Raw genomic sequence first — 23,978 nt, 5'->3', positions numbered from 1 at the left:
TATGACGATAAAACAGGTTTATGTCAACTGAACCGAACCGTTCAGTTCGATGAATTACTCCAAGATCGGTAAGTGGCCATGTCGAGCAACCAGAAAAGCAACGTCGCGCGGATCGTCAGCGAAAACGCCGAAGCCGAAGAGGCAAAGGCCGAGATCGTGACCGTTGCGGAGGCTCCAACGGCCGAAGCCCTGGAAAAGCCGTCTGCCCCGGCGCAGTCGGCTCCGGTTGCCGCACCTGCGGCCGCGAAGAAGCGCCGCAGCCCGGTGCTGCCGATCGTCGTGCTCGCTCTTCTGGCGGGCGGCGGCTGGTATGGTTACGAATGGTGGACGAACGGCCGCTTCATGGTGTCGACCGACGATGCCTATATCGAAGGCGATATCGCAACGATTTCGCCGAAGGTCACGGGCTACGTCGCGAAGGTGAATGTGGTCGCCAACCAGGAAGTCAAAGCGGGCGACGTGCTTGCCACGCTTGATAACGGCGACTATCAGAACGCCCTCGATCAGGCGCAGGCCCAGATCGCCACCGAACAGCTTTCGCTCCAGCGCATCGACGCGCAGATCGAAGGCGCCAATGCCAGCCTCGTGCAGGCGCAGGCGCAGAAGGTGGCACTCGAAGCGGCCGTTCGCGGTGCCGAGATCACCCAGAAGCGCCAAAGCGAGCTCCAGGCGAAGTCGGTCGGCACGGCCGCCGATCTAGACAGCGCCAATATCGCGCTCGACCAGGCCAAGGCCAACCTTGCCGGCGGCGATGCCAATATCACCGCTGCGCAGGCCAACATCACCATTCTTCAGGCGCAGCGCAAAGAGGCCGAAGGCTCGGTCCGATCGCTGGAAATCTCACGCGACAAGGCCGCCCGCGACCTCTCCTTCACCGTGCTCAAGGCGCCCTATGACGGTATCGTCGGCAACCGCTCGGTCCAGGAAGGCGATCTCGTTTCGCCCGGTCAGCGGCTGATGGCGCTCGTTCCTGTGCGCGAGCTCTATATCGACGCCAATTTCAAGGAAACGCAGATCCAGCATCTCGTTTCGGGCTCGAAGGTCAACGTCCATGTCGACGCCTATGACGACCATCCGATCGTCGGCACCGTCGAATCGATCTCGCCGGCTTCCGGCTCGGTCTTCTCGCTGCTGCCGCCGGAGAATGCGACGGGTAATTTCACCAAGGTTATCCAGCGCGTGCCGGTGCGCATCGCGCTGCCAAAGGATGCGCTCGACAGCGGGCGTCTGCGCGCGGGCTTGAGCGTCGTCGTCGACGTCGACACCCGCACGGCGCCGAGCAAGTAAGCCTTTAGAGCAATTCCAGCAAAAGTGTGCAGCGGTTTTGCGTCCGGAATTGCGTAACAATTGCTCTGGAAAGGCGGAGGTGGTCCGATGGCCGGAAGCGCGACAGCAACAGCAGGGACGATTCCGGCAGCGCCCGCCCACGCCGACGAGCGCATGGATCCGAAGAAGCTCATCGCCTTCTTCGCGATGGTGCTCGGCATGTTCATGTCGATCCTCGACATCCAGATCGTCTCGGCCTCGCTGGCCGAAATCCAGGCCGGCCTTTCGGCCGGCAGCGACGAAATCGGCTGGGTGCAGACCGCCTATCTGATCGCCGAAGTGATCATGATCCCGCTGTCGGGCACGCTGGCGCGCATCATCTCGACGCGTTATCTCTTCGCGATCTCGGCCGCCGGCTTCACCATGGCGAGCGCGCTCGCGGCGACGGCGACGAATATCGACCAGATGATCGTCTACCGCGCCATCCAAGGCTTCATCGGCGGCGGCATGATCCCGTCGGTCTTCGCGGCCGCCTTCACCATCTTCCCGCCGTCGAAGCGCAGCATCGTCTCGCCGATCATCGGGTTGATCGCGACGCTGGCGCCAACCATCGGCCCGACCGTCGGCGGCTATCTCAGCCACGCCTTCTCCTGGCATTGGCTGTTCCTCGTCAATATCGTTCCCGGCATCATCGTCACGATCGTCACCTGGAACTTCATCGATTTCGACAAGCCGGAACTGTCGCTCTTCAAGAAGTTCGACTGGTGGGGGCTGATCTCGATGGGCGTCTTCCTCGGCACGCTGGAATATGTGCTCGAAGAGGGCAATTCGAACGACTGGTTCAACGACAGCTCGATCGCCATTGCGGCCGTCGCTTCCGGCGTCGCAGCGATCGTCTTCTTCTACCGCGCCTTTTCGGTGGAATTCCCTGTCGTCGATCTCAAGGCCTTTGCGAACCGGAATTTTTCCTTCGGCTCGGTGTTCTCCTTCGTCATGGGGATCGGTCTTTACGGCCTCACCTATATCTATCCCGTCTATCTCGGGCGTATCCGCGGCTATGACTCGCTGATGATCGGCGAGACGATGTTCGTCTCGGGGCTTGCGATGTTCTTCACCGCGCCGATCGCCGGCCGGCTGTCGACCAAGGTGGACCTGCGCCTGATGATGGTGATCGGCTTCATCAGCTTCGCCGCCGGCACCTACATCATGATACACCTGACGGCGGATTGGGATTTCTACGAGCTGTTCATCCCGCAGATCCTGCGCGGCTTCGGGCTGATGATGTGCATGGTGCCGATCAACAATATCGCGCTCGGCACGATGCCGCCCTCGCGCATTCGCGGCGCGTCCGGCCTGTTCAATCTGACCAGAAACCTTGGCGGCGCCGTCGGTCTCGCGGTCATCAACACCGTGCTCACCAACCGGCAGGACGTGCATTACGAGCGGCTGCGGGAGAACATGGACTGGGGCAATCCGGCAGCGATCGACCAGATGAACAACATGGCCGCCAATTTCAACACCTACGGCATGGACGGGACGTCGGTCGCGATCAAGCAGATGGTCGGCCTTGCTACCAAGCAGGCGGTCATCCTCTCCTTCAGCGACGTGTTCCTGATCCTGACCGCGCTTTTCGTTGCGATGATCCTCGGTGTTGCGATGATCAAGAAACCCGCGCCGCAAGGCGGGGGAGGAGGTGGCGGCGGCCACTGACCTCCGGCCCCGCCCCTCGAAAAGGCCCTCTCCGGAGGGCCTTTTTATTTGCCGTTTTCCAGCCTCTGTGTCATCAGCTGCTTGACCGCTTGTCGAATCGATGTCAGCGGGCCGGCAATGCCGGAAAAATAATGCGGAAATCGCTCCGTTCGATTTTTTGATTTACGTACATCAAATTTGGCGCTAATGGTCTCGTCAGGAGGAATGATGAGGCCAACCGTTCACGATATCGCCGCTGCGGCGGGCGTCAGTCTCGCGACTGTCGACCGGGTTCTCAATCAGCGTCCCGGCGTGCGCCACGTCACGCGGGAGAAGGTCGAGACCGCAATCCGCGAGCTCGGTTATATCAGGGACGTCGCCGCCGCCAATCTCGCCAAAGGCCGCACCTATCCGCTGGTCTTCATCCTGCCGGCCAGCGACAATTCCTTCATGCACGGGCTCAATGCCGAGATCCGGCAGGCGATCCTCCGCTCGTCGGCGGAGCGCACCGATATCCGCACCATCGAAGTATCCGCCTTCGACCCGGCGGCGCTCGTCTCGGTGCTCGAAGGGCTTTCCCAGGAGAAGCGTTGCGGCATAGCGATGGTCGCGACCGATGCGCCTGAGGTACGCGATGTCGTCGACAGGCTGGTGCGGGCGGGATTTTCGATCGTCACCCTGGTTTCCGATCTGACGGGGTCGCTGCGCCATCACTATGCCGGCATCGACAACATTGCGGCCGGCCGTACGGCCGCCCGCCTGCTCGGCCGGTTTCTCGGAGCCAGAAAAGGCGAGATCGCCGTGCTTGCCGGCTCCATGCTGGTGCGCGACCATCGCGAGCGGCTGGAGGGCTTCACTTCCGTCATCGCCGAGGAATTTCCCGATCTTGCGATCCTGCCGGTTCTCGAAGGCCGCGACGATCCCGAGGTCGCCCATATGCTCGTTGCCGACGCCCTGTCGAGGAATGCCGGTATCGTCGGCGTCTACAGCCTCGGCGCCGGCAATCGCGGCCTCGTCCGGGCGCTGAAGGAAAAGGCCGTCGACCGGACGCTGACCGTCATCGCCCACGAACTGACCGTGCATACGCGTGCGGCGCTCATCGACCATACGATCGATGCGATCCTCAACCAGGATGCCGGTCATGAGGTGCGCAGCGCCATCCGCGTGCTGAAAGCCAAGGCGGACGGGCTCGCGGTCATCGAAGCGCAGGAACGCATCCGTCTCGACATATTCCTGAAAGACAATCTGCCGTAACGGCAAAGGAGAATACCAGATGTATCTCGGTCTCGATCTCGGAACCTCCGGCGTCAAGGCGATGCTGATCGATGGCGATCAGAAGATCGTCGGCTCTGCCAATGGTTCGCTCGACGTCTCGCGCCCGCATTCCGGCTGGTCGGAGCAGGAGCCGGCCCATTGGGTGCGCGCCACGGAAGAGGCCGTCGCCGGGCTCAAGGCGAAACATCCGAACGAGCTTGCCGCGGTCAAGGGCATCGGCCTTTCCGGACAAATGCACGGTGCGACGCTGATCGATGCGAGCGACAAGGTGCTGCGTCCCTGCATCCTCTGGAACGACACGCGCAGCCATGTCGAGGCCGCGGCACTCGATGCCGATCCGCGTTTCCGCGCGCTGACCGGCAATATCGTCTTCCCCGGCTTTACGGCGCCGAAGCTTGCCTGGGTGGAGAAGCATGAACCCGATGTCTTCGCCAAGATCGCCAAGGTACTGCTGCCGAAGGATTATCTGCGCCTCTGGCTGACCGGCGAATATATCTCGGAAATGTCGGATTCGGCCGGCACCTCCTGGCTCGATACCGGCAAGCGCGGCTGGTCGTCCGAACTGCTTGCCGCCACCAACCTGACCAAAGAGCAGATGCCGGCGCTCGTCGAAGGCACTGAGCAGGCCGGAAAGCTGCGGCCCGAGCTGGCGGCGCAATGGGGCATATCAGGCACTGTCGTCGTGGCCGGCGGCGCAGGCGACAATGCGGCATCGGCCTGCGGCATGGGCACGGTCAGCGACGGCGCGGCCTTCGTCTCGCTCGGCACTTCGGGCGTTCTCTTCGCCGCCAACGGCTCCTATCTGCCGAAGCCGGAAAGCGCCGTACACGCCTTCTGCCACGCACTGCCCAACACCTGGCACCAGATGGGCGTCATCCTGTCGGCCACCGATGCGCTCAACTGGCATTCCGGTGTCACAGGCAAATCGGCCGCTGATCTCACCGGCGAACTCGGCGAAACGCTGAAGACGCCGACCGGCGTCACCTTCCTGCCCTATCTCTCCGGCGAGCGCACGCCGCATAACGACGCCGTCATCCGCGGCGCCTTCATCGGCCTCGGGCACGAAAGCAGCCGCGCGGTGCTGACCCAGGCCGTGCTCGAAGGTGTATCCTTTGCGATCCGCGACAATCTCGAAGCGCTGCGTTCGGCCGGTACCGGCATCTCGCGCGTGACGGCAATCGGCGGCGGTTCGCGCTCGCATTACTGGCTGGCGTCGATCGCCACCGCGCTCGGCGTTCCGGTCGACCTGCCGGCCGACGGTGATTTCGGCGCGGCTTTCGGTGCGGCCCGCCTCGGCCTGATCGCGGCAACGGGGGCAGATCCGATTGCCGTCTGCACGCCGCCGGTAACGGCGGGCACGATCGAGCCGGTCGCGGCGCTGAAGGGCGCTTATGAGGATGCTTACAAGCGCTATCGCGCACTCTATCCGGCGATCAAGTCGCTGGCGCATTGAGAACTGGAGCCGGCGGCCCCCTCACCCTACCCTCTCCCCGAGGGGAGAGGGGGAGCCCGTAGCGATGGCTTTGAAAGAACTGCAACGTTGCGGCAAGTCCCTTCTCCCCTCGGGGAGAAGGTGCCGGTAGGCGGATGAGGGGCCGCCTTCGCAGACAAGAATTTACAACTGCTAAGAGATACGAACCCAAGGAGACCTCCAACATGAGCACCGGATTTTTCGGCGATATCCAGAAAATCAAATATGAAGGCCCAGACAGCACCAATCCGCTGGCCTTCCGCTATTACCAGCCGGACGAGATCGTTCTCGGCAAGCGCATGGAAGACCATCTGCGTTTTGCGGTGGCCTATTGGCACACCTTCACCTGGCCAGGCGGCGATCCCTTCGGCGGCCAGACCTTCCTGCGCCCCTGGTTCGAAGACACGATGAAGGCTGCCAAGCTGAAGGCCGACGTCGCTTTCGAATTCTTCTCGCTGCTCGGTGCACCCTACTACTGCTTCCACGACGCCGACGTGCGCCCGGAAGGCAAGAACTTTGCCGAGAACACCAAGAACCTCAACGAGATCGTCGACTATTTCGCCGAGAAGCAGGCTGCCACCGGCACCAAGCTGCTCTGGGGCACGGCGAACCTCTTCTCCAACCGCCGCTATATGTCGGGTGCGGCGACCAATCCCGATCCAGACGTCTTTGCTTTCGCCGCGGCGACGGTCAAGACCTGCATCGACGCCACGCAGAAGCTCGGCGGCGAGAACTACGTGCTCTGGGGCGGCCGCGAAGGCTACGAGACGTTGCTCAACACCGATCTCAAGCGCGAGCTCGACCAGCTCGGCCGCTTCCTCAACCTCGTCGTCGAATACAAGCACAAGATCGGCTTCAAGGGCACGATCCTGATCGAGCCGAAGCCGCAGGAGCCGACCAAGCACCAGTATGATTACGATGTCGCGACCGTCTATGGCTTCCTCAAGAAGCACGGTCTCGAAGACGAGGTGAAGGTCAATATCGAACAGGGCCATGCGATCCTTGCCGGCCACTCCTTCGAGCACGAGCTGGCGCTTGCCAATGCTCTCGGCATCTTTGGCTCGATCGATATGAACCGCAACGACTACCAGTCCGGCTGGGACACCGACCAGTTCCCCAACAACGTTCCGGAAATGGCGCTTGCCTATTACCACGTTCTGGCAGGCGGCGGCTTCAAGACCGGCGGCACCAACTTCGATGCGAAGTTGCGCCGCCAGTCGCTCGATCCGGCAGACCTCTTGATCGGTCATATCGGCGGCATGGATTGCTGCGCCCGCGGTCTCAAGGCAGCTGCCAAGATGATCGAGGACAAGGCGCTGTCGCAGCCGCTCGCCGACCGTTATGCCGGTTGGGAATCGGCCGAGGCGCAGAAGCTCTTCCGCGGCGAGTATTCGCTGGATGAGATCACGAGCTGGGTCGAGAGCAAGGACGTCAACCCGCAGCCGAAATCCGGCAAGCAGGAACTGCTCGAAAACGTCGTCAACCGTTACGTCTGATGACAGGCGCCGGCGGCCATCGGTCGCCGGCGCATTTTTTTAGCCGGCTATTCCATCTCCGTTCAGCGCTTCAGCCAGTTGCGCGACGGTGCGGAGACGGAGTTTCGAACCACCAGATCCGGCCTTAGCAGAATTTCCGTCTCGGCCGGCCGTCCATCGGACAGAAGTTCCAGCAGCAGCGCCATCGCCTGCTTGCCGATCGCCGTTCTCGGCTGGCGGATCGTCGTCAGCGCCGGGGATATGAAGACGGCCTGCGGCACGTCGTCGAAGCCGGTTACCGAGAAATCCCGTGGAATGTCGTAGCCTCGCGCGCCGAGCCCGATCATGACGCCGATCGCCGTCTGGTCGTTGACGCACATGAAGGCCGTGGGAAGCGTGTCGCGCATGAAAAGCTGCTCGACCGCATGCCGGCCGCTTTCGATCGTGCCGTCGCCTTCGAGCACGATCCGCAAGTCGGGCGGAACGCCGGCGGCATCGAGGCCGGCATCGTAGCCCATGCGGCGCCTGGTATAGGCAAGCCGGGTGCGGGAATCGCCGATGAAGGCGATCTTGCGATGGCCTTCGGCCAGCAGCAGATCCACCGCCTTTCGCGCGCCCTCGGTATCGTCGACGCCGACATAGGGAATGCCGCCGTTGAAGACAGGCTCGAAAACGCCGACGCTCGGCGGCAGCCGCGCCGTCATCGTCTGGTGCCCGAAGGGCAGGATGCCGGTGAAGAGGATCAGCCCGGCCGCCTGGTTGGAGTTGAAGAATTTCAGATATTCGAGGCCGCGCTGAGCATCGTTTTGCGTGTGGCCGATCAGGACGCCGTAGCCATGCGCGCGCGCCTCGTTCTCCAGGCCGACGAGGATGTTGGAGAAATTGGGGTCGCCGATATCGGGCGCCACGACGAGGATCATGTTGGAGCGGCCGAGCCTCAGGCTGCGCGCCATGGCATTGGTGGTGTAGCCGGTGACAGCGATCGCCTGGTTGACCTTGAGCCGCGTCGAGTTGGCGACCTTCTCCGGCGTGTGGATCGCCCGCGAAACCGTCGCGATGGAGACCTCGGCGATCCGGGCGACGTCTTCGATGGTTGCGGGCGTGGAATTCGACACTGCGCTCTGCCTTGGGGCTGTCTTCGCCGCGACACTACACAGACTTGCCGAGAGGTCAAAGGCAAGCTTCAACTCATCTGTGTTAATCCACGATGTAAACCTTTACATGCCTGATGTAAAGGTTTACATTAGGCTCTAAGCGGACGGGAGCCGCATGCGCATGCCTGTTGAGGACCCGATACGGTTTTCAGATGGAAAATGTGCGCTAGTTCAGGTGATGGAGCGTTGCCGGTGCATGATGCCGGGTGCGCGGCGCTCCAGGGGAGGGCATGATGACCGTGGAGATCGCCGACGCCGCGCCTGTGGTGCTGTCCGCCAGACGCATATGCAAATCCTTCAGTGGCGTGCAGGTCCTCTTCAGCGTCAATTTCGATCTCCGCGCCGGCGAGATCCATGCGCTCATGGGCGAAAACGGTGCCGGCAAATCCACGCTCGTCAAGGTGCTTTCGGGCTTCGAACAGCCGAGTTCCGGCGAAATCCTGCTCGACGGTAAGCCTTTGGTGCTGCCGCCGAATGGTGCCGCGGAAGCGCTCGGCATCGTCATCATCCATCAGGAATTCAATCTGGCCGACCATCTGACCGTGACCGAGAGCCTTTTCCTAGGGCGCGAGGTGACGCATTTCGGCGTGCTCGACCGCAAATACATGCGTGCCGAGACGCGCAAGGTCCTCGACGTGCTCGGTTCGCATGTCGATGAGAATGCGTTGATCAGCACGCTTTCCATCGCCGACAAGCAGATGGTCGAGATCGCCAAGGCGATCAGCCGCGATGCGCGTGTGGTGTTCATGGATGAGCCGACCGCGGTGCTGTCGCGGGAAGAGACCAATATGCTCTTCAAGCAGGTCCGCAAGCTTCGCGACCAGGGCACGAGCTTCGTCTTCGTGTCCCATAAGCTCGACGAGGTGATGGAGCTGACCGATCGGGTGACGGTGCTGCGCGACGGCCAGTGGATCAAGACGTCGCCGACCTCCATTCTGGATGGGGAATCGATCGCGCAACTGATGGTCGGCCGCGAACTTTCCAGCCTCTACCCCGCCAAGGTCGAGCCCGATGTCGACGAGGAGGTCGTCTTGAGCGTCTCTTCGGTCTCGACGGGCTATGTCCAGGATGCGAGCTTCGAGGTTCGCAAGGGCGAGATCATCGGTTTTTCCGGCCTGATCGGCTCCGGCCGTACCGAGTTGATGGAGGCGATTGCCGGGCTGCGGCCCCGCCTCGAGGGCGAGGTGGTCATCAAGGGGCAATCGGTCCCCTCCGGCGACGTGCATGCGGCCAATCGCTGCGGCCTCGCCTATATGACTAAGGACCGCAAGTCGAAGGGGCTGCTGCTGCGCTCCGGCATGGCGACCAATCTGACGCTGCAATCGCTCGGAAGGCATTCGCGTCACGGCTATCTCAGCCCAGGCAGCGAGGCGGCTGCGCTGGCGAAAGCCAAGCGCCGTTTCGACATCAGGGTTCGTGACACCAATATCGTCGCCGGCCGCATGTCGGGCGGAAACCAGCAAAAGCTGCTGCTCGCCAAGGTCATGGAGACCGATCCCGACATCATCATCATCGACGAGCCGACGCGCGGCATCGATGTCGGCACCAAGCAGCAGATCTATCATTTCATTTCGGCGCTCGCCCGGGACGGCCGCTCGATCATCGTCGTTTCGTCGGAAATGCCTGAAGTCATCGGGCTCTGCACGAGAGTGGCCGTCATGCGCGAGGGGCGGATCGTCGGCGTGCTGGAGGGAGACGAGATTTCCGAGCAGGAGATCATGCGTTACGCCGCCGGGCTCAAGAAGAAGGCGGCCGCGTGAGGGCGGAGCGGGACTTCGCCCACGCGGACAATAGATAAGATGCCCAGGCGGTCTGGGACGGGAGGTTGGTTTTGGACATGAGTATTAACGAGGACACCAGGGAGATCCGGCGCAGGTCCTGGCGTGACGTTGATCTGCGCGCGGTTGCGCCGTTTGCCGCCTTGGCCCTGCTCCTGATCGTCGGCGCATTGGTCAACCCGAATTTCATCGGCATCACCAATCTCGCCAATGTCGCGACACGCTGCGCTTTCATTGCCATCATCGCGGTCGGCGCGACTTTCGTGATCTCGGCCGGAGACCTCGATCTTTCCGTCGGCTCGATGGTCGCCTTCGTCGCCAGTCTGATGATCCTGCTCATCAATTCGGGCGTCATTGCCGATCCGGTGCTGATGCTGACGGCTGCCGTGGTCTTTACGGTGATTGCCGGGGCTCTCTGCGGTCTGGCAAACGGCCTCATCACCACCGTCGGAAAGATCGAGCCGTTCATCGCCACGCTTGGCACGATGGGCATTTATCGCGGCCTGACCACCTGGCTGTCGCAGGGCGGCGCGATCACCTTGCGTTCGAGCGAAATCCAGACGCTCTACCGTCCGGCCTATTTCGGCAATATTCTCGGCATCCCCGTGCCGATCGTGGTGATCCTCGTGGTGACCGCGATTGCAGCCTTTATCCTGTACCGCACCCGTTACGGCCGCCATGTCGTGGCTGTGGGTTCGAACAGCGACGTCGCGCGCTATTCGGGCATTGCCGTCAACCGTGTGCGCACCATTGCCTTCGTCATCCAGGGGCTCTGCGTGGCGATCGCCGTGCTGCTCTATGTGCCGCGTCTCGGTTCCACCTCGGCAACGACCGGTATCCTGTGGGAGTTGCAGGCCATCACCGCCGTCGTCGTCGGCGGCACGGCTCTCAAGGGCGGCGCCGGCCGGGTCTGGGGCACGATCTGCGGCGCCTTCATTCTCGAACTCGTCGGCAACATCATGCTGCTGTCGAATTTCATCAGCGAGTATCTCATCGGCGCGATCCAGGGTGCGATCATCATCATCGCCATGCTGGTGCAGCGGTCGCTGGTTCGCAAATCCTAGACAAACGGCTTCTCGGATTGGCCGGGCTTCACAGGGCACCCGGCTCGGATTGGACAAGTCCCTGATATTTTTGGGAGGAAATAGCATGCGCAAGCTCATGTTGGGTCTGGCGGTTGCGGGGATGGCTTTTGCCGGCGCAGCCTATGCCCAGGACAAGAACTACACGATCGGCGTCTCCATTCCGGCCGCCGACCACGGCTGGACCGCGGGGGTCGTGTTCCATGCCGAGCGCGTTGCCAAGAAGCTGATGGCGGAACATCCGGGCCTGAACGTCATCGTCAAGACCTCGCCGGATGCCGCGACGCAGGCAAACGCCGTGCAGGACCTCGATACGCAGGGCATCGATGCGCTCGTCATCCTGCCGTCGGATCCGGATCCGCTCGTCAACGCCATCAAGGAAGTCAAGGACAAGGGCAAGTTCGTCGCGCTCGTCGACCGTGCGCCTTCGAATAACGACAATTCCGTGCGCGATCTCTATGTGGCCGGCAACAATCCGGCGCTGGGCGAAGTCGCCGGCAAGTACATTGCCGAAAAGACACCGGAAGCCGAGGTTGTCGTCATCCGCGGCCTGCCGATCCCGATCGATCAGCAGCGCCAGGACGGTTTCGACAAGGGTATCGCCGGCTCCAAGGTGAAGATTCTTGACCGCCAATACGGCAACTGGAACCGCGACGACGCCTTCAAGGTCATGCAGGACTATCTGACGAAGTATCCGAAGATCGACGTCGTCTGGTGCCAGGACGACGACATGGCCGTCGGCGTTCTCCAGGCCATCGAGCAGGCCAAGCGCACCGACATTCAATATGTCGTCGCCGGCGCCGGCTCCAAGGACATGGTCAAGAAGGTCATGGATGGCGACAAGCTGATCCCGGTCGACGTTCTCTATCCGCCGGCGATGGTCGGCACGGCGATGGAACTGACGGCGGCTGCCCTCTACGATCAGGTTCCCGTTCACGGCAATTACATCCTCGACGCGACGCTCGTCACCAAGGAGAACGCCAAGAACTTCTACTTCCCGGATTCCCCGTTCTGATCCGGCGCCCGAAAGACGCGCCCGTTCGAAAGGACGGGCGCGTTTTTATGCGCGCATGCGGCGCGTCGCCGAAAATGCTGCACGTACCTCTTGCCCGCCAATGCCCATCATGATTAGCTCGCGATCCTATCGCGCCAAATCCGCGAGCCAATGCAAGGAAGCGCCTTGCACCCGCCAAATTGCGTGCTACAAGTTTTCAGAAACGTTTACGGTCGATATTCAGGGAGGAATCTGACATGAAGACGATCAAGGGTCCCGGCCTTTTCCTTGGCCAGTTCGCGGGCGATACCGCGCCTTTCAATTCCTGGGACGCGATCACCAAATGGGCGGCCGACATCGGTTACAAGGGCGTCCAGGTGCCGACCTGGGCAAGCCAGCTGATCGATCTGAAGAAGGCCGCGACGTCGAAGGATTATTGCGACGAATTCGCCGGCAAGGCCCGCGAAAACGGCATCGAGATCACCGAACTTTCGACCCATCTGCAGGGCCAGCTCGTCGCCGTTCACCCGGCCTATGACGAGGCTTTCGACGGCTTTGCGGCGCCGGAGGTGCGCGGCAATCCGAAAGCCCGCCAGGAATGGGCGGTCGAGCAGGTCAAGATGGCGCTGACGGCATCGAAAAACCTCGGCCTCAAGGCGCATGCGACCTTCTCCGGCGCGCTTGCCTGGCCCTTCATCTATCCCTGGCCGCAGCGTCCCGCCGGTCTGGTCGAGACCGCCTTCGACGAACTTGCCCGCCGCTGGACGCCGATCCTCAACCATGCCGATGAAAACGGCATCGACGTCTGCTACGAGATCCACCCCGGCGAGGACCTGCATGACGGCATCACCTTCGAGATGTTCCTGGAGCGGGTGAAGAACCATCCGCGCGCCAACATGCTCTACGACCCCTCGCATTACGTCCTGCAGTGCCTCGATTATCTCGACAACATCGACATCTACAAGGACCGCATCAAGATGTTCCACGTCAAGGATGCGGAGTTCAATCCGACCGGGCGCCAGGGCGCCTACGGTGGCTATCAGGGCTGGGTGGAACGCGCCGGCCGCTTCCGCTCGCTCGGCGACGGCCAGGTCGATTTCGGCGCGGTCTTCTCGAAGATGACCGCCAATAATTTCGACGGCTGGGCCGTGGTCGAATGGGAATGTGCGCTGAAGCATCCGGAGGACGGCGCCCGCGAGGGAGCTGAATTCGTGGCGGCTCACATCATCCGCGTCACCGAGAAGGCTTTCGACGATTTCGCCGGCAGCGGCACGGACCAGGCCGCCAATCGGCGGATGCTGGGGCTTTAAGTTTCATTTTCCCTTCTCCCCAGCGGGGAGAAGATGCCCGTTAGGGCAGATGAGGGGGATGAGGAGCGATAGCGACGAATGCCTTGAGCGACAAGCGAAAGGCAACTGCCGCGAAGCCCCCTCATCCGACCCTTCGGGCCACCGACCAGGGTCGAGCCACAGGTCTCGACCCGTCCTTCGAACCCCCGCTGGGGAGAAGGGAAGAAAGATTGAGGAGGAATCAATGGCAATCGAAGCATCATCCGAACAGACCCGCGAGCCGCGCATCCGGCTCGGCATGGTGGGCGGCGGCGCGGGCGCGTTCATCGGTGCGGTGCACCGTATCGCGGCGCGCATCGACGATCAGTACGACCTCATCGCCGGTGCATTGTCGTCGACGCCTGAGAAGGCCGTTCAGTCCGGTCGCGACCTCGGTCTCGACCCGTCGCGGACCTATTCCAGCTACCGCGAAATGGCGATCCGCGAGGCGAAGCTGAAGAACGGCATCGAGGCTGTGGCGATCGTCACGCCGAACCATGTGCATTACGACGCGGCCAAGGAATTTCTGAAGCGCGGCATTCATGTCATCTGCGACAAGCCGCTGACATCGAACCTCGCCGACGCGAAGAAGCTGAAGAAGGTGGCCGATGAAAGCGGCGCGCTCTTCGTGCTGACACATAATTACACCGGCTATCCGATGGTCCGCCAGGCGCGCGAGATGATCGCGAACGGCGAACTCGGCGATATAAGAGTGGTCCAGGCCGAATATCCGCAGGATTGGCTGACGGAAGCGGTCGAGCAGACCGGCCAGAAGCAGGCGGCCTGGCGCACCGATCCGGCGCAGTCCGGTGTCGGCGGGTCCACAGGCGATATCGGCACACATGCCTATAATCTTGCCTCCTTCATCACCGGGCTGGAGCTCGACAGTCTCGCTGCCGATCTCGACAGCTTCGTTCCCGGCCGCCGGCTGGACGATAACGCCCATGTCATGCTGCGCTTCAAGGCGAAGGGCTCGGAAAAGCCGGCTAAGGGCATGCTCTGGTGCAGCCAGGTGGCGCCCGGCCATGAGAACGGCCTGATGGTGCGCGTCTACGGCACCAAGGGCGGGCTGGAATGGACCCAGAAGGACCCGAACTACCTCTGGTACACGCCTTTCGGCGAGCCGAAGCGGCTGATCACCCGTGGCGGCGCCGGCGCCGGAGCGGCCGCGGGCCGTGTGTCGCGCGTGCCCTCAGGGCATCCGGAAGGTTATCTCGAAGCCTTTGCGACGATCTATACGGAAGCCGCACATGCGATCAACGCCCGCAAGAGGGGCAAGGACGTGGACAAGGCGGTGGTCTATCCCACCGTCGACGACGGCGTGAAGGGTGTCGCCTTCGTCGAGGCTTGTGTTGCCTCGTCCAAGAAAAACGGCGCCTGGGTCAAGGTCTGATCTTTGGTGATCCGCGCCTCGCATGGAGCGGAGTTGCTGGAAATGCCGAGGCAGCCCAAGGCCGCCTCGGCTTAGCGTCATGTCTCAGGCCACAGCGCGGTTGCGCTTCATGAGGCCGTCGACGCTGAGCGGCCCGGCGCCTGCCGCCACCAGATAGAGAAACACGAAGCAGAACAGGATCGCGGCGACGCCGCCGTTCTGCGCGGGATAAAAGCTCTTTCCCGCATGGCCGATGAAATAGGCGAAAGCCATCAGGCCCGAGAGCACGAAGGCTGCGATGCGGGTCTGGAATCCCACCAGGACGAGGAAGCCGAGGATGAGTTCGATCAGCCCGGCAATCCAGGAGAGCGAGCCCATCGGCGGCACGCTTGCGGCGGCGGGAAAGTGCAGAATCTTCTGTGTTCCGTAGCTGAAAAGCACGAGCGAGGAGACGATGCGCAGCAGGCTCAGCAGATGCGGTTGCAGCAGATGGATCGAAGACGGCATGGGATTCCTTTCATGTTCGCGATGTCTTCGCTGTGTAGTGATCATGGGCTCGGCAGCAAGTCACGACTGCTGACATTCGCGTTATGAGAGCGGTGGGGGCGGAAAGCATGCGACGAAACGATGCCGTCACAGCCGCTCTTTCGTTCTTACTGCAACGTTGCAGTTTTTCTTCCCGGGGACCTATACTTTGCTTTCCGGCTTGGCTAAATCCGGCCAACGTCAGTCCACATGCCGAGAGACGGGGATTACAGATGATCGATGCGAAGACGCTTGCAAGCCGCTTTCCCGGTGATTTCACCTTCGGCGTTGCCACCGCCGCCTTCCAGATCGAAGGCGCCAGCAAGGCCGATGGCCGCAAGCCGTCCATCTGGGATGCCTTCTGCAACATGCCGGGCCGCGTCTATAATCGCGATAACGGCGACATTGCCTGCGACCACTACAACTGCTTGGAGCAGGATCTCGATCTCATCAAGGATATGGGCGTCGAAGCCTATCGGTTTTCCATTGCATGGCCGCGCATCATTCCCGATGGCACAGGCCCGGTGAACGAGGCGGGTCTCGATTTCTACGATCGGCTGGTCGATGGCTGCAAGGCGCGCGGGATCAAGACCTTCGCGACGCTTTACCATTGGGACCTGCCCCTGCTGCTTGCCGGCGACGGCGGCTGGACGGCGCGTTCGACCGCCTATGCCTATCAGCGTTACGCCAAGACGGTGATGAACCGCCTCGGCGACCGTCTCGACGCCGTGGCGACCTTCAACGAACCCTGGTGCATCGTCTGGCTGAGCCACCTTTATGGCATCCATGCTCCCGGCGAGCGCAATATGCAGGCCGCCCTTCACGCCATGCATTACGTGAACCTCGCCCATGGCCTCGGCGTCGAGGCAATCCGCTCGGAAGCTCCCAATGTGCCGGTCGGACTCGTGCTCAACGCCGCCTCGGTCATCCCGGGCTCCGACAGCCCGGCCGATCAGGCAGCCGCCGAGCGGGCGCATCAATTCCACAACGGCGCCTTCTTCGATCCTGTCTTCAAGGGCGAGTATCCGAAGGAATTCGTCGAGGCGCTCGGCGATCGCATGCCCGTCATCGAGGATGGCGATATGAAGCTCATCAGCCAGAAGCTCGACTGGTGGGGTCTGAATTACTACACGCCCGAGCGGGTCACCGACGATGCCGAACGCAAGGGTGATTTCCCCTGGACGGTGAAAGCGCCGCCGGCAAGCGACGTCAAGACCGATATCGGCTGGGAAATCTATGCGCCGGCATTGAAGCTCCTGGTCGAGGACCTCTATCGCCGCTACGAACTGCCGGAATGCTACATCACCGAGAACGGCGCCTGCGACAATACCGATGTCGCCGACGGCGAGGTCGACGATACGATGCGGCTCGACTATGTCGGCGACCATCTCGATGTCGTGGCCGGCCTCATCAAGGACGGCTATCCCCTGCGCGGCTATTTCGCCTGGAGCCTGATGGACAATTTCGAATGGGCGGAAGGTTATCGGATGCGCTTCGGTCTCGTCCATGTCGATTACGAAACCCAGGTCCGCACGGTGAAGAAAAGCGGCAAGTGGTACAGCGAACTCGCGGCGCAATTCCCCAAGGGGAATCACAAAGCGGGTTGATCGTTGCCCTTGGGGCCGCGGACACAAAGATCTGCAGTGTTTGCTTAAACGTTTTTGAACGCTTGACTGGCAAAGTCCGGCGGTCAGGGAGCCGTGATGCAGACAGTCGGGAAGTCGCAGAGCAAGGGATCGGGAATAGGCCGTCACGCGACCGTCACCGGCGTGCTTTTCTCCTTCGCAGTCATCGTCGCAGTCGTCGCCATCATGGTGCTGACGGCGCTCGAGCGCGTGGCTGGAAATGCCAATCTTCTCGATGACGAGCGCTCGCGCGAAACGACGATCGGCGCGGTGAAGACCTTCGAGGATCAGCTCGGTGCGACGCTCGACGATTATGCCGCCTGGGACGATGCCGCCGCCAACGTCTACGCGCCCGACGGCATGGCCTGGACGGTCAGCAATTACGGCGAGATGTCGGTCAACAGCCCGCTTTTCGACATGGCGATCGTCATCGATGATGAGAAGAATGCGATCATCGCCTATCGCGACGGTCAGCCGATGGAGGAGCCGCTCACGGATTTCTTCGCGCCCTCGCTCTGGACGCTGTTCGACAGGGTAAAGGCGGCAGGTCCAGCCGACCGTCCTCAGGCGGTCGGCTTCGTTACCACCAAACGCGGTATCGCCGCAGTGGGCGTGGCATTGGTGCGGAAAAAATCCGGTGCGCTGGATGTGCCTGCCGGCCAGCATCGCTATCTCGTTTTTGCCCGCCATCTCGACAGCGAAAAGGTGGCAGCGCTCGGCCAGACCTATGTCATCGGCGGGTTGAAGCTGGCGCCGCCGGCTTTCGAAGCCGGCTATTCCGTACCGATCGCCGATCCGGCGGGGACAACGCTCGGCAAGCTCGTCTGGACTTCACGTCTTCCCGGCGATGTCGCTTATGCGCAGGTGTGGCCCATGGTCATCCAGGCGCTCGGGTTGATCGGGCTGTTCTTCATCGTGCTGCTGGTCATCGGCTGGCTTGCCGGCCGCCGGCTGAAGGGTGAGGAAAACAGCGCCCGCGAGGAGGCGCTGCGCGATAGGCTGAGCGGGCTCTCCAACCGCGATGGTCTCGGTCTCGCCGTCGATCGCTTCGTCGCCGAAGCACTCCATACCAAGCGCAATGTGCTGCTCCTCTATCTCGATCTCGACGGCTTCAAGGAAGTCAACGACAGTTATGGCCATGGCACCGGCGATCAATTGATCCGCGCGGTCGCGGCCGGCCTCGATGTGCTCATTCCGCAAGGCGCGGTTCTTGCCCGCATCGGCGGAGACGAATTTGCGATCGCCTTTCTCTCCGACGGCGAACATGCCGCTGCCCTGCAGCTTTCCGAACAGATTCTCGATTTTCTTGCCGATCCGCTGGAGATCGGTCGCCGCGTCGTGGTCGTCGGGGCGAGCATCGGCATCGCCATGTCGCCCGCCGGCGCAATCGGCCGCGAAGAGCTGGTGCGGCGCTCAGACCTTGCCATGTACAAGGCGAAGGAGGCCGGCCGCGCGCGCATGACGCTCTACGATCCGTCGATGGACGCCGACCGGGAACAGCGCAATGCGCTGGAGATCGATCTCAGGGTTGCGATCGAAAGCGGCGACCTGACGCTCGCCTACCAGCCGCTGGTCGATGCGGGAACACATGCGCTGACCGGCGTCGAGGCACTGGTGCGCTGGAATCGCCCGGGTCATGGCCCCGTTTCACCTGATGTCTTCATCCCGATCGCCGAGACCAGCGGGCTCATCGAATCGCTCGGCCTGTTCGTGCTGCGCAAGGCCTGCGAAACGGCCAAGCAATGGCCGGGGCTCGCCATCTCGGTCAACGTCTCTCCCGGCCAGTTCCGCAATCCCGCCTTCACCGATTATGTGCGTTACGTGCTGAAGCAGACGGAGATCGAAGCCGGCCGCGTCACGCTCGAGATCACCGAAGGCTACATGATCCAGAATCCGCAGCGCACCCGCCAGTCGATCGAAAGGCTGAAGGGGCTGGGGGTCAAGGTGGCGCTCGACGATTTCGGTTCCGGCTTCTCCTCGATCGGCTATCTCAGGCAGTTCGGCTTCGACCGCATCAAGATCGATCGCTCGCTGGTCATGGGCGTCGACGAGGACAAACGGCAGCGCGAGATGCTGCAGGCGACGGTGGCGCTTGCCCGCTCGCTCGACATTCCCGTTACGGCCGAAGGCATCGAGACCGAGGCCCAGGCCGTCGCCATGCGCCTTTTCGGCTGCGATTGCCTGCAGGGTTATTTGTTCGGGAAACCAATGACGGCCGACCACATCAGCGCAATGCTGAACGAACGGCGTCTAGGCGAACCGGCAGCGCAGCGCCGTCTTGGTGCGGCCTGACCGGCATTGAATTCAGCTGCCGATGTGGCGCTGGCCGCGTTTCTTTGCGAGCGCGATCTGATGCTGGCGCTGACGGTAACGCAGCCGGTCTTCTTCCGTACGGGTGTGATAGCAGTGGCTGCAGGAAACGCCTTCTTCATAGAGCGGTGAGGTGATTTCCTCTGATGTGATCGGGTTGCGGCAAGCGTGGCATAGCTTGTGTTCGCCTTCCTTCAATCCGTGCTCGACGGAGACGCGTTCGTCGAAGACGAAGCAGGCGCCGTCCCAGAGGCTTTCCTCCTGCGGCACTTCCTCCAGATATTTCAGGATGCCGCCCTTCAGGTGATAAACCTCGTCGAAGCCCTCAGCCTTCATGAAAGCGGTGGCCTTCTCGCAGCGTATGCCGCCGGTGCAGTACATGGCGATCTTCGGTTTGTTGTGCAGGCCGGTATTCTGCCGCACCCAATCGGGAAATTCGCGGAACGTCTTCGTCTTGGGGTCGAGCGCACCGCGAAAGGTGCCGATCGCCGTCTCGTAATCGTTGCGGGTGTCGATGACGATCGTATCGGGATCGGAAATCAGCGCGTTCCAGTCCTTCGCCGCCACATAGGTGCCGACCACCTTGTTGGGGTCGATGTCCTCGACGCCCATGGTGACGATTTCCTTCTTCAGCTTCACCTTCATGCGCAGGAAAGGCATTTTGGAGGCGCGGCTCTCCTTGTGCTCCAGGCCGGAAAATTCAGGCTGGGCGCGCAGGAAGGAAAGCACGGCGCCGATGCCGGCATCCGGGCCGGCAATCGTGCCGTTGATGCCCTCATGCGCCAGAAGCAGCGTTCCCTTGACGCCGTTCTCCTCGCACAGCGCCTGCAGCGGAGCCTGCAGGCTTGCAAAGCGCGGTACGGAAACGAAATGGTAAAGCGCCGCCACGAGGAACGGGCTGGTGTGTGTCAGGCTGTCGGTCATGGGCCGGAAATACAGAAAATCGGCGGGCCGCGCAATTGCCTTCCCCGATGGCAGTCTTGAGTGGCGAGATTACGCTCGCTCGCGCCATTCGGAAAACGGCCGGATGCCGAAGCTTCGGTCGGGCGCGTCGTCGAGAATGCCGATGAATTCGATCGAGTGCCCGTCCGGATCCTTGAAATAGATCGACAGTGCCGGCATCCAGCCGAAAACCACCGGTTCCGTTGCCGGTTCGCCGCCAAAGCCGAGAGGTTCAACGCCCTTTGCCTTGAGAATGGCGGGTGCCTCCAGCACGCCGTCGATGGTCATACGGAAAGCGATATGCAGCCGCATCTTCAACGGACCGGTTCCTGTTTCCCAAAGGCCGAGCATGCCGGTCTTCCTGTCGTCCACCCAGAGGAAGGCGACCTTGCGCTCCTCGAACGAGGCAGCCGGTTCGAGCCCGACGACATCGCGGTAGAAATCGACGGAGGTCTTGAGATCGGCAACGGTCAGATGGGTCTCGTAGAGCCCGAGCACCTTCGGCATCACGGCATTTTCGGCGGTCATTACTTCCTCGCGGTCAGATCTTTGTTGGTCGACCGTTGGAGGCTAGGACCTCAAGATTGGTTGAGGTCAATGAGCTTTCACGATATTTTTCCGGATGTGCCGTTTCTCAGTTCGCGACCGCCAGCCAGAGAAGTTCGATGCGCTGTGCTTCCTCGTCGGGATCGTCGGCGAAGACGGCCTCGGCTTTGACGAGCGCTTGCCGCCGGTCTTCCTGCTGGCGGAAGATGATGGCATCGAGCAGATGGGCCAGATCGTCATTACGGGTGAAGAGCTGCGGTTCGGCTTCGACCAGTTCGGAAAGCACGGCGAGATCGTGAATGTGGCCGAGATCTTCGACGAGCTCCTTGGCCGCGTCGCGTTTGGCCTTCATCGCACCGGGCCAGACATCGCGCAACAGCGCGTGGTAAAGCCGATAATCATAGGTACGTTTGCGCAGTTCGTGAAAATCGTCGGCCGATGCGTCGCCGTGGCAGGCTACGAGCGCGGCCTTGGCTTTCCGCGCCGTGCGGCGCCAGCTCTTCGCCAGCATGCGGGCATTCTTGCGATGGCTGCCGTCGAAGGAGGCCGTGTCCAGCGCGGTTGTTGCCTCCTTCAGAATGCCTGTCGTTTCCGTCAGCCGCTCTTCCAAGCCTCGCTCGGCTTCCATCATCCAGTCGCGGCGTCCTTCGAGAATGGTGACGATGCGCCCAAGCGCTTCGCTTTCCTCTTCGTCCCGGGCGGTCTGCCGCAGATATTGCGCGGTGCCGATGAGGGCGGCGGCGTCACGGATGGCCGAAAGCGATCGTGCGGCATCGCGCAGCCGCGCATTTTCATGCGCCTGGAAGTCCGGCACCTCGCGGCTCACGAGCCGGTAGAGCGAGCGCAGACGCTTCAGGTTCTTGCGGAAGGAATGGATCGCCTCATGCGCACCGTCCGGCCGTTCATCGAGAATCGTGACGGCGTGTTCCAGCTGCTCCGTCGCGACGCTGCGGAACTCCTCGGTGAAATCGGCGTCAGGCCGTATGCGATAGGCCATGCCTGTCATGCCCATATTCTGTGGCAAGGGCCTGGTTGGAATAGCGGAAATCGCCGGTCACTTCACGGCCGAGCCAGGCGGGCAGGGCCGGCTTGTCGGTTTCGGCGGTCATTTCCACCTCGGCGATGACCAGGCCGCGATGTTCGCCGGCAAAGACGTCGACCTCCCAGACGAAACCTTCGTGCGGAACGCGGTAACGCGTTTTCTCGATGACGATGCCGATCGCGTTCTGCAACAGCTCTTCGGCGTCGGCGACGGGGATATCGTATTCGAATTCGTCGCGGGTGATGGCGCTGCGGCCGATCTTGATCGTCAGCCTCGCTTTCCTGCCGTCGAGGATGCGCACCCGGACGGAACGGTCGTCCATCGAAGCGATGTAACCCTGCCTCAGAACGGACTTGGTCTCGACGGCGGAACGCCATCCATCGCTGCGTACCAGGAACTTCCGTTCGATCTCTTTCGCCATGCCGATGAACCTTTTGTGACGATCCTGGCACGGTAGCCCAATTTCCACGCCTTTCCTACCCATCTTGTCATATGAGCTGGTTTTATCTCGACAAGCCTCAGTGAGGGCGTTATTCCGGGTCGAATTCAATCGTTTCAAGGAAGTCGCACGACCATGGGCGAGAAAACAGAGAAGCTCCTTTCCATCCTGAAACTCCAGCCGGTCGTTCCAGTGCTGATCGTCGACGACGCGAAGTCGGCCGTATCGCTGGCGCGCGCACTTGTGGCCGGCGGCCTGAGGGCGATCGAGATCACCATGCGCACGCCGGCGGCACTCGAGGCCGTGCGCGCGGTTGCCGCCGAGGTCGAAGGGGCGGAGGTCGGCGCCGGTACGATCCTGAACGCTGCGCATTGGGAAGCTGCCGTTCAGGCCGGTTCGAAATTCATCGTCAGCCCGGGCACGACGCAGGAACTGCTGGATGCCGCCGCCGATTCCGACGTGCCGCTGCTGCCTGGAGCCGCGACCGCCAGCGAAGTCATGGCGCTGCGCGAAGAAGGCTATCAGGTGCTGAAGTTCTTCCCCGCCGAGCAGGCCGGGGGTGCTGCCTATCTCAAGGCGCTCTCTTCGCCGCTCGCCGGCACGCTGTTCTGCCCGACAGGCAGCATTTCGCTGAAGAACGCCAGGGATTATCTGTCGCTGCCGAACGTCGTCTGCGTCGGCGGTTCGTGGGTTGCGCCGAGGGAGCTGGTCGCAGCCGGCGACTGGGCCGGCATTACCAGGCTTGCGGCGGAGGCCGCGGCACTGAAGGCCTGAGGTCGGATGGGCCGGGGATGAGCGTCAGGCACAATCCCCGCACCCTCTTATTTGTATTTCAGCCGTCGCAAACCTATGTTCTCCTCCGGCCTCAAACACGGAGATGACGAGGAATGTTCGACGCAAAGAAGCTTCTCGACCAATTCTTGGGTTCGCAGGTGCCGGGTCTCGGCGGCTCGGTCCGCGACAGGGCGGGCGAGGCCGTACAGACGGCAAAGAACAATCCGATGAAGACCGGTGCGATCGCAGCCGTGCTTCTCGGCACCAAGACGGGCCGCAGCATTGCCGGCAATGCGCTGGCAATCGGCGGTCTTGCCGCTATCGCCGGCCTTGGCTACCAGGCCTACAAGAATTACCAGGCGGGCCAAGCGCCCGCAGCCCCCTCGGATGCGCCGTCGGCAAACAATCCGGTTCTCCTGCCGCCGCCTGCCGAATCCGGTTTCGGGCCGGCATCGCCTGCCGGCAGCAATGAATTCGTGCTGGTGCTGATCCGTGCGATGATCGCCGCCGCCAAGGCCGACGGTCACATCGACGACGCCGAACGCGCCCTCATCATGGACAAAATCAAGGCCGCCGACGTCAGCGGCGAGGCTGCGGCCTTCATCGAGAAAGAACTCGCTTCGCCGACGGACATCGATGCGCTCGTCGCGGCAGCGGTGACGGAAGAACAGCGCGTCGAACTTTACACCGCTTCGCGGCTCACCATTGAGCCGGATTCGCGCGCCGAGCGCGGTTATCTCGATCTGCTGGCAGGCCGGCTCGGCCTTGCCGATCAGCTGGTCGACCATATCGAGGCGACGGTATCCTCCGCCAAAGTTACCTTGTCACAGTAGCATCCAGGCCGGTTGCCTTTGTCGGGCGGCTGGCCTATCCACTCCCCGGGAAAGGCTC

At 62.2% G+C, this 23,978-nt stretch carries 20 protein-coding genes; 14 read left to right on the top strand and 6 right to left on the bottom strand.

Annotated elements, in window-relative coordinates; genetic code table 11:
• Window positions 1-78 precede the first annotated feature (78 nt).
• The 5 genes from QD408_RS15470 to xylA all read left to right on the top strand — a co-directional run bounded on the left by QD408_RS15470 (window position 79) and on the right by xylA (window position 7,197).
• The gene (locus QD408_RS15470; protein WP_088681649.1) at window positions 79-1,287 is read left to right on the top strand and encodes an HlyD family secretion protein; all 1,209 of its coding nucleotides are present in this window, start codon (window positions 79-81) and stop codon (window positions 1,285-1,287) included.
• 87 nt (window positions 1,288-1,374) lie between these two features.
• Window positions 1,375-2,976 carry a DHA2 family efflux MFS transporter permease subunit gene (locus QD408_RS15465; protein WP_414139922.1) on the top strand — a complete coding sequence of 534 codons (1,602 nt, stop codon included), beginning with the start codon at window positions 1,375-1,377 and terminating at the stop codon, window positions 2,974-2,976.
• Window positions 2,977-3,183: 207 nt separating this feature from the next.
• Entirely contained in the window at window positions 3,184-4,209 is a 1,026-nt protein-coding gene (locus tag QD408_RS15460) for a LacI family DNA-binding transcriptional regulator (protein WP_088681651.1), read from the top strand.
• A gap of 19 nt (window positions 4,210-4,228) precedes the next feature.
• Complete coding sequence (xylB, locus tag QD408_RS15455; RefSeq protein ID WP_414139921.1) at window positions 4,229-5,683, top strand: xylulokinase; 1,455 nt, start codon at window positions 4,229-4,231, stop codon at window positions 5,681-5,683.
• Window positions 5,684-5,886: 203 nt separating this feature from the next.
• Window positions 5,887-7,197: a xylose isomerase gene (gene xylA / locus QD408_RS15450; RefSeq protein WP_414139920.1), complete on the top strand. Its 1,311-nt coding sequence runs from the start codon at window positions 5,887-5,889 to the stop codon at window positions 7,195-7,197.
• A 62-nt stretch (window positions 7,198-7,259) separates the two neighbouring features.
• On the opposite strand, the gene QD408_RS15445 is transcribed toward xylA, so the two are convergent.
• Window positions 7,260-8,291 carry a LacI family DNA-binding transcriptional regulator gene (locus tag QD408_RS15445; RefSeq protein WP_088681654.1) on the bottom strand — a complete coding sequence of 344 codons (1,032 nt, stop codon included), beginning with the start codon at window positions 8,289-8,291 and terminating at the stop codon, window positions 7,260-7,262.
• Window positions 8,292-8,563: 272 nt separating this feature from the next.
• Here QD408_RS15445 and QD408_RS15440 point away from each other — a divergent pair, with 272 nt between their 5' ends.
• From QD408_RS15440 to QD408_RS15420, 5 genes are all read left to right on the top strand, one after another.
• A complete protein-coding gene (locus QD408_RS15440; RefSeq protein ID WP_088681726.1) occupies window positions 8,564-10,090 on the top strand; it encodes a sugar ABC transporter ATP-binding protein in 1,527 nt (508 codons plus the stop codon).
• A 77-nt stretch (window positions 10,091-10,167) separates the two neighbouring features.
• Window positions 10,168-11,172 carry an ABC transporter permease gene (locus QD408_RS15435; RefSeq protein ID WP_088681655.1) on the top strand — a complete coding sequence of 335 codons (1,005 nt, stop codon included), beginning with the start codon at window positions 10,168-10,170 and terminating at the stop codon, window positions 11,170-11,172.
• A gap of 85 nt (window positions 11,173-11,257) precedes the next feature.
• Window positions 11,258-12,205 carry a substrate-binding domain-containing protein gene (locus QD408_RS15430; RefSeq protein ID WP_414139919.1) on the top strand — a complete coding sequence of 316 codons (948 nt, stop codon included), beginning with the start codon at window positions 11,258-11,260 and terminating at the stop codon, window positions 12,203-12,205.
• Between the two features lie 236 nt (window positions 12,206-12,441).
• Window positions 12,442-13,494, top strand: coding sequence for a sugar phosphate isomerase/epimerase family protein (locus tag QD408_RS15425; RefSeq protein ID WP_414139918.1), 1,053 nt, complete (start codon window positions 12,442-12,444; stop codon window positions 13,492-13,494).
• 223 nt (window positions 13,495-13,717) lie between these two features.
• Entirely contained in the window at window positions 13,718-14,905 is a 1,188-nt protein-coding gene (locus tag QD408_RS15420; protein WP_414139917.1) for a Gfo/Idh/MocA family protein, read from the top strand.
• A gap of 84 nt (window positions 14,906-14,989) precedes the next feature.
• Here QD408_RS15420 and QD408_RS15415 read toward each other — a convergent pair whose 3' ends face one another.
• A complete protein-coding gene (locus tag QD408_RS15415) occupies window positions 14,990-15,391 on the bottom strand; it encodes a DoxX family protein (RefSeq protein WP_088681658.1) in 402 nt (133 codons plus the stop codon).
• Between the two features lie 251 nt (window positions 15,392-15,642).
• Here QD408_RS15415 and QD408_RS15410 point away from each other — a divergent pair, with 251 nt between their 5' ends.
• Together QD408_RS15410 and QD408_RS15405 are read left to right on the top strand one after the other, a co-directional pair.
• Window positions 15,643-17,016: a GH1 family beta-glucosidase gene (locus tag QD408_RS15410; protein WP_414139916.1), complete on the top strand. Its 1,374-nt coding sequence runs from the start codon at window positions 15,643-15,645 to the stop codon at window positions 17,014-17,016.
• A gap of 96 nt (window positions 17,017-17,112) precedes the next feature.
• Window positions 17,113-19,326: a putative bifunctional diguanylate cyclase/phosphodiesterase gene (locus QD408_RS15405; RefSeq protein ID WP_414139915.1), complete on the top strand. Its 2,214-nt coding sequence runs from the start codon at window positions 17,113-17,115 to the stop codon at window positions 19,324-19,326.
• Window positions 19,327-19,338: 12 nt separating this feature from the next.
• Here the strand turns inward: QD408_RS15405 and QD408_RS15400 are convergent, their stop codons facing one another.
• The 4 genes from QD408_RS15400 to QD408_RS15385 form a co-directional block, all read right to left on the bottom strand.
• The gene (locus QD408_RS15400; RefSeq protein ID WP_414139914.1) at window positions 19,339-20,268 is read right to left on the bottom strand and encodes a rhodanese-related sulfurtransferase; all 930 of its coding nucleotides are present in this window, start codon (window positions 20,266-20,268) and stop codon (window positions 19,339-19,341) included.
• Between the two features lie 69 nt (window positions 20,269-20,337).
• Complete coding sequence (locus QD408_RS15395) at window positions 20,338-20,814, bottom strand: VOC family protein (protein WP_414139913.1); 477 nt, start codon at window positions 20,812-20,814, stop codon at window positions 20,338-20,340.
• A 106-nt stretch (window positions 20,815-20,920) separates the two neighbouring features.
• Window positions 20,921-21,829: a CHAD domain-containing protein gene (locus tag QD408_RS15390; RefSeq protein WP_088681663.1), complete on the bottom strand. Its 909-nt coding sequence runs from the start codon at window positions 21,827-21,829 to the stop codon at window positions 20,921-20,923.
• The gene (locus tag QD408_RS15385) at window positions 21,807-22,295 is read right to left on the bottom strand and encodes a CYTH domain-containing protein (RefSeq protein WP_414139912.1); all 489 of its coding nucleotides are present in this window, start codon (window positions 22,293-22,295) and stop codon (window positions 21,807-21,809) included. The genes QD408_RS15390 and QD408_RS15385 overlap by 23 nt, the downstream gene beginning before the upstream one ends.
• Before the next feature lie 153 nt (window positions 22,296-22,448).
• Between QD408_RS15385 and QD408_RS15380 the strand changes: the two genes are divergently transcribed.
• Both QD408_RS15380 and QD408_RS15375 read left to right on the top strand, forming a co-directional pair.
• Window positions 22,449-23,087, top strand: a complete 639-nt coding sequence (locus tag QD408_RS15380; protein WP_414139911.1) for a 2-dehydro-3-deoxy-phosphogluconate aldolase — start codon at window positions 22,449-22,451, stop codon at window positions 23,085-23,087.
• Window positions 23,088-23,200: 113 nt separating this feature from the next.
• Window positions 23,201-23,920, top strand: a complete 720-nt coding sequence (locus QD408_RS15375; protein WP_414139910.1) for a tellurite resistance TerB family protein — start codon at window positions 23,201-23,203, stop codon at window positions 23,918-23,920.
• Window positions 23,921-23,978: the final 58 nt, after the last annotated feature.

It is taken from the genome of Rhizobium sp. BR 249 (assembly GCF_047445895.1).
Taxonomy (GTDB): Bacteria; Pseudomonadota; Alphaproteobacteria; order Rhizobiales; family Rhizobiaceae; genus Rhizobium.
This window is presented reverse-complemented; position numbering and strand designations above follow the sequence as displayed.

What these genes read in the sequence shown, in the direction of transcription:
- QD408_RS15440 (WP_088681726.1), top strand. Translation starts at nt 8,564, where the DNA reads ATGACCGTGGAGATCGCCGACGCCGCGCCTGTGGTGCTGTCCGCCAGA.
- xylB (WP_414139921.1), top strand. Translation starts at nt 4,229, where the DNA reads ATGTATCTCGGTCTCGATCTCGGAACCTCCGGCGTCAAGGCGATGCTG.
- QD408_RS15375 (WP_414139910.1), top strand. Translation starts at nt 23,201, where the DNA reads ATGTTCGACGCAAAGAAGCTTCTCGACCAATTCTTGGGTTCGCAGGTG.
- QD408_RS15470 (WP_088681649.1), top strand. Translation starts at nt 79, where the DNA reads ATGTCGAGCAACCAGAAAAGCAACGTCGCGCGGATCGTCAGCGAAAAC.
- QD408_RS15420 (WP_414139917.1), top strand. Translation starts at nt 13,718, where the DNA reads ATGGCAATCGAAGCATCATCCGAACAGACCCGCGAGCCGCGCATCCGG.
- QD408_RS15385 (WP_414139912.1), bottom strand. Translation starts at nt 22,295, where the DNA reads ATGGCGAAAGAGATCGAACGGAAGTTCCTGGTACGCAGCGATGGATGG.
- QD408_RS15405 (WP_414139915.1), top strand. Translation starts at nt 17,113, where the DNA reads ATGCAGACAGTCGGGAAGTCGCAGAGCAAGGGATCGGGAATAGGCCGT.
- QD408_RS15400 (WP_414139914.1), bottom strand. Translation starts at nt 20,268, where the DNA reads ATGACCGACAGCCTGACACACACCAGCCCGTTCCTCGTGGCGGCGCTT.
- QD408_RS15390 (WP_088681663.1), bottom strand. Translation starts at nt 21,829, where the DNA reads ATGGCCTATCGCATACGGCCTGACGCCGATTTCACCGAGGAGTTCCGC.
- QD408_RS15395 (WP_414139913.1), bottom strand. Translation starts at nt 20,814, where the DNA reads ATGACCGCCGAAAATGCCGTGATGCCGAAGGTGCTCGGGCTCTACGAG.
- QD408_RS15430 (WP_414139919.1), top strand. Translation starts at nt 11,258, where the DNA reads ATGCGCAAGCTCATGTTGGGTCTGGCGGTTGCGGGGATGGCTTTTGCC.
- xylA (WP_414139920.1), top strand. Translation starts at nt 5,887, where the DNA reads ATGAGCACCGGATTTTTCGGCGATATCCAGAAAATCAAATATGAAGGC.
- QD408_RS15380 (WP_414139911.1), top strand. Translation starts at nt 22,449, where the DNA reads ATGGGCGAGAAAACAGAGAAGCTCCTTTCCATCCTGAAACTCCAGCCG.
- QD408_RS15415 (WP_088681658.1), bottom strand. Translation starts at nt 15,391, where the DNA reads ATGCCGTCTTCGATCCATCTGCTGCAACCGCATCTGCTGAGCCTGCTG.
- QD408_RS15425 (WP_414139918.1), top strand. Translation starts at nt 12,442, where the DNA reads ATGAAGACGATCAAGGGTCCCGGCCTTTTCCTTGGCCAGTTCGCGGGC.
- QD408_RS15410 (WP_414139916.1), top strand. Translation starts at nt 15,643, where the DNA reads ATGATCGATGCGAAGACGCTTGCAAGCCGCTTTCCCGGTGATTTCACC.
- QD408_RS15465 (WP_414139922.1), top strand. Translation starts at nt 1,375, where the DNA reads ATGGCCGGAAGCGCGACAGCAACAGCAGGGACGATTCCGGCAGCGCCC.
- QD408_RS15435 (WP_088681655.1), top strand. Translation starts at nt 10,168, where the DNA reads ATGAGTATTAACGAGGACACCAGGGAGATCCGGCGCAGGTCCTGGCGT.
- QD408_RS15460 (WP_088681651.1), top strand. Translation starts at nt 3,184, where the DNA reads ATGAGGCCAACCGTTCACGATATCGCCGCTGCGGCGGGCGTCAGTCTC.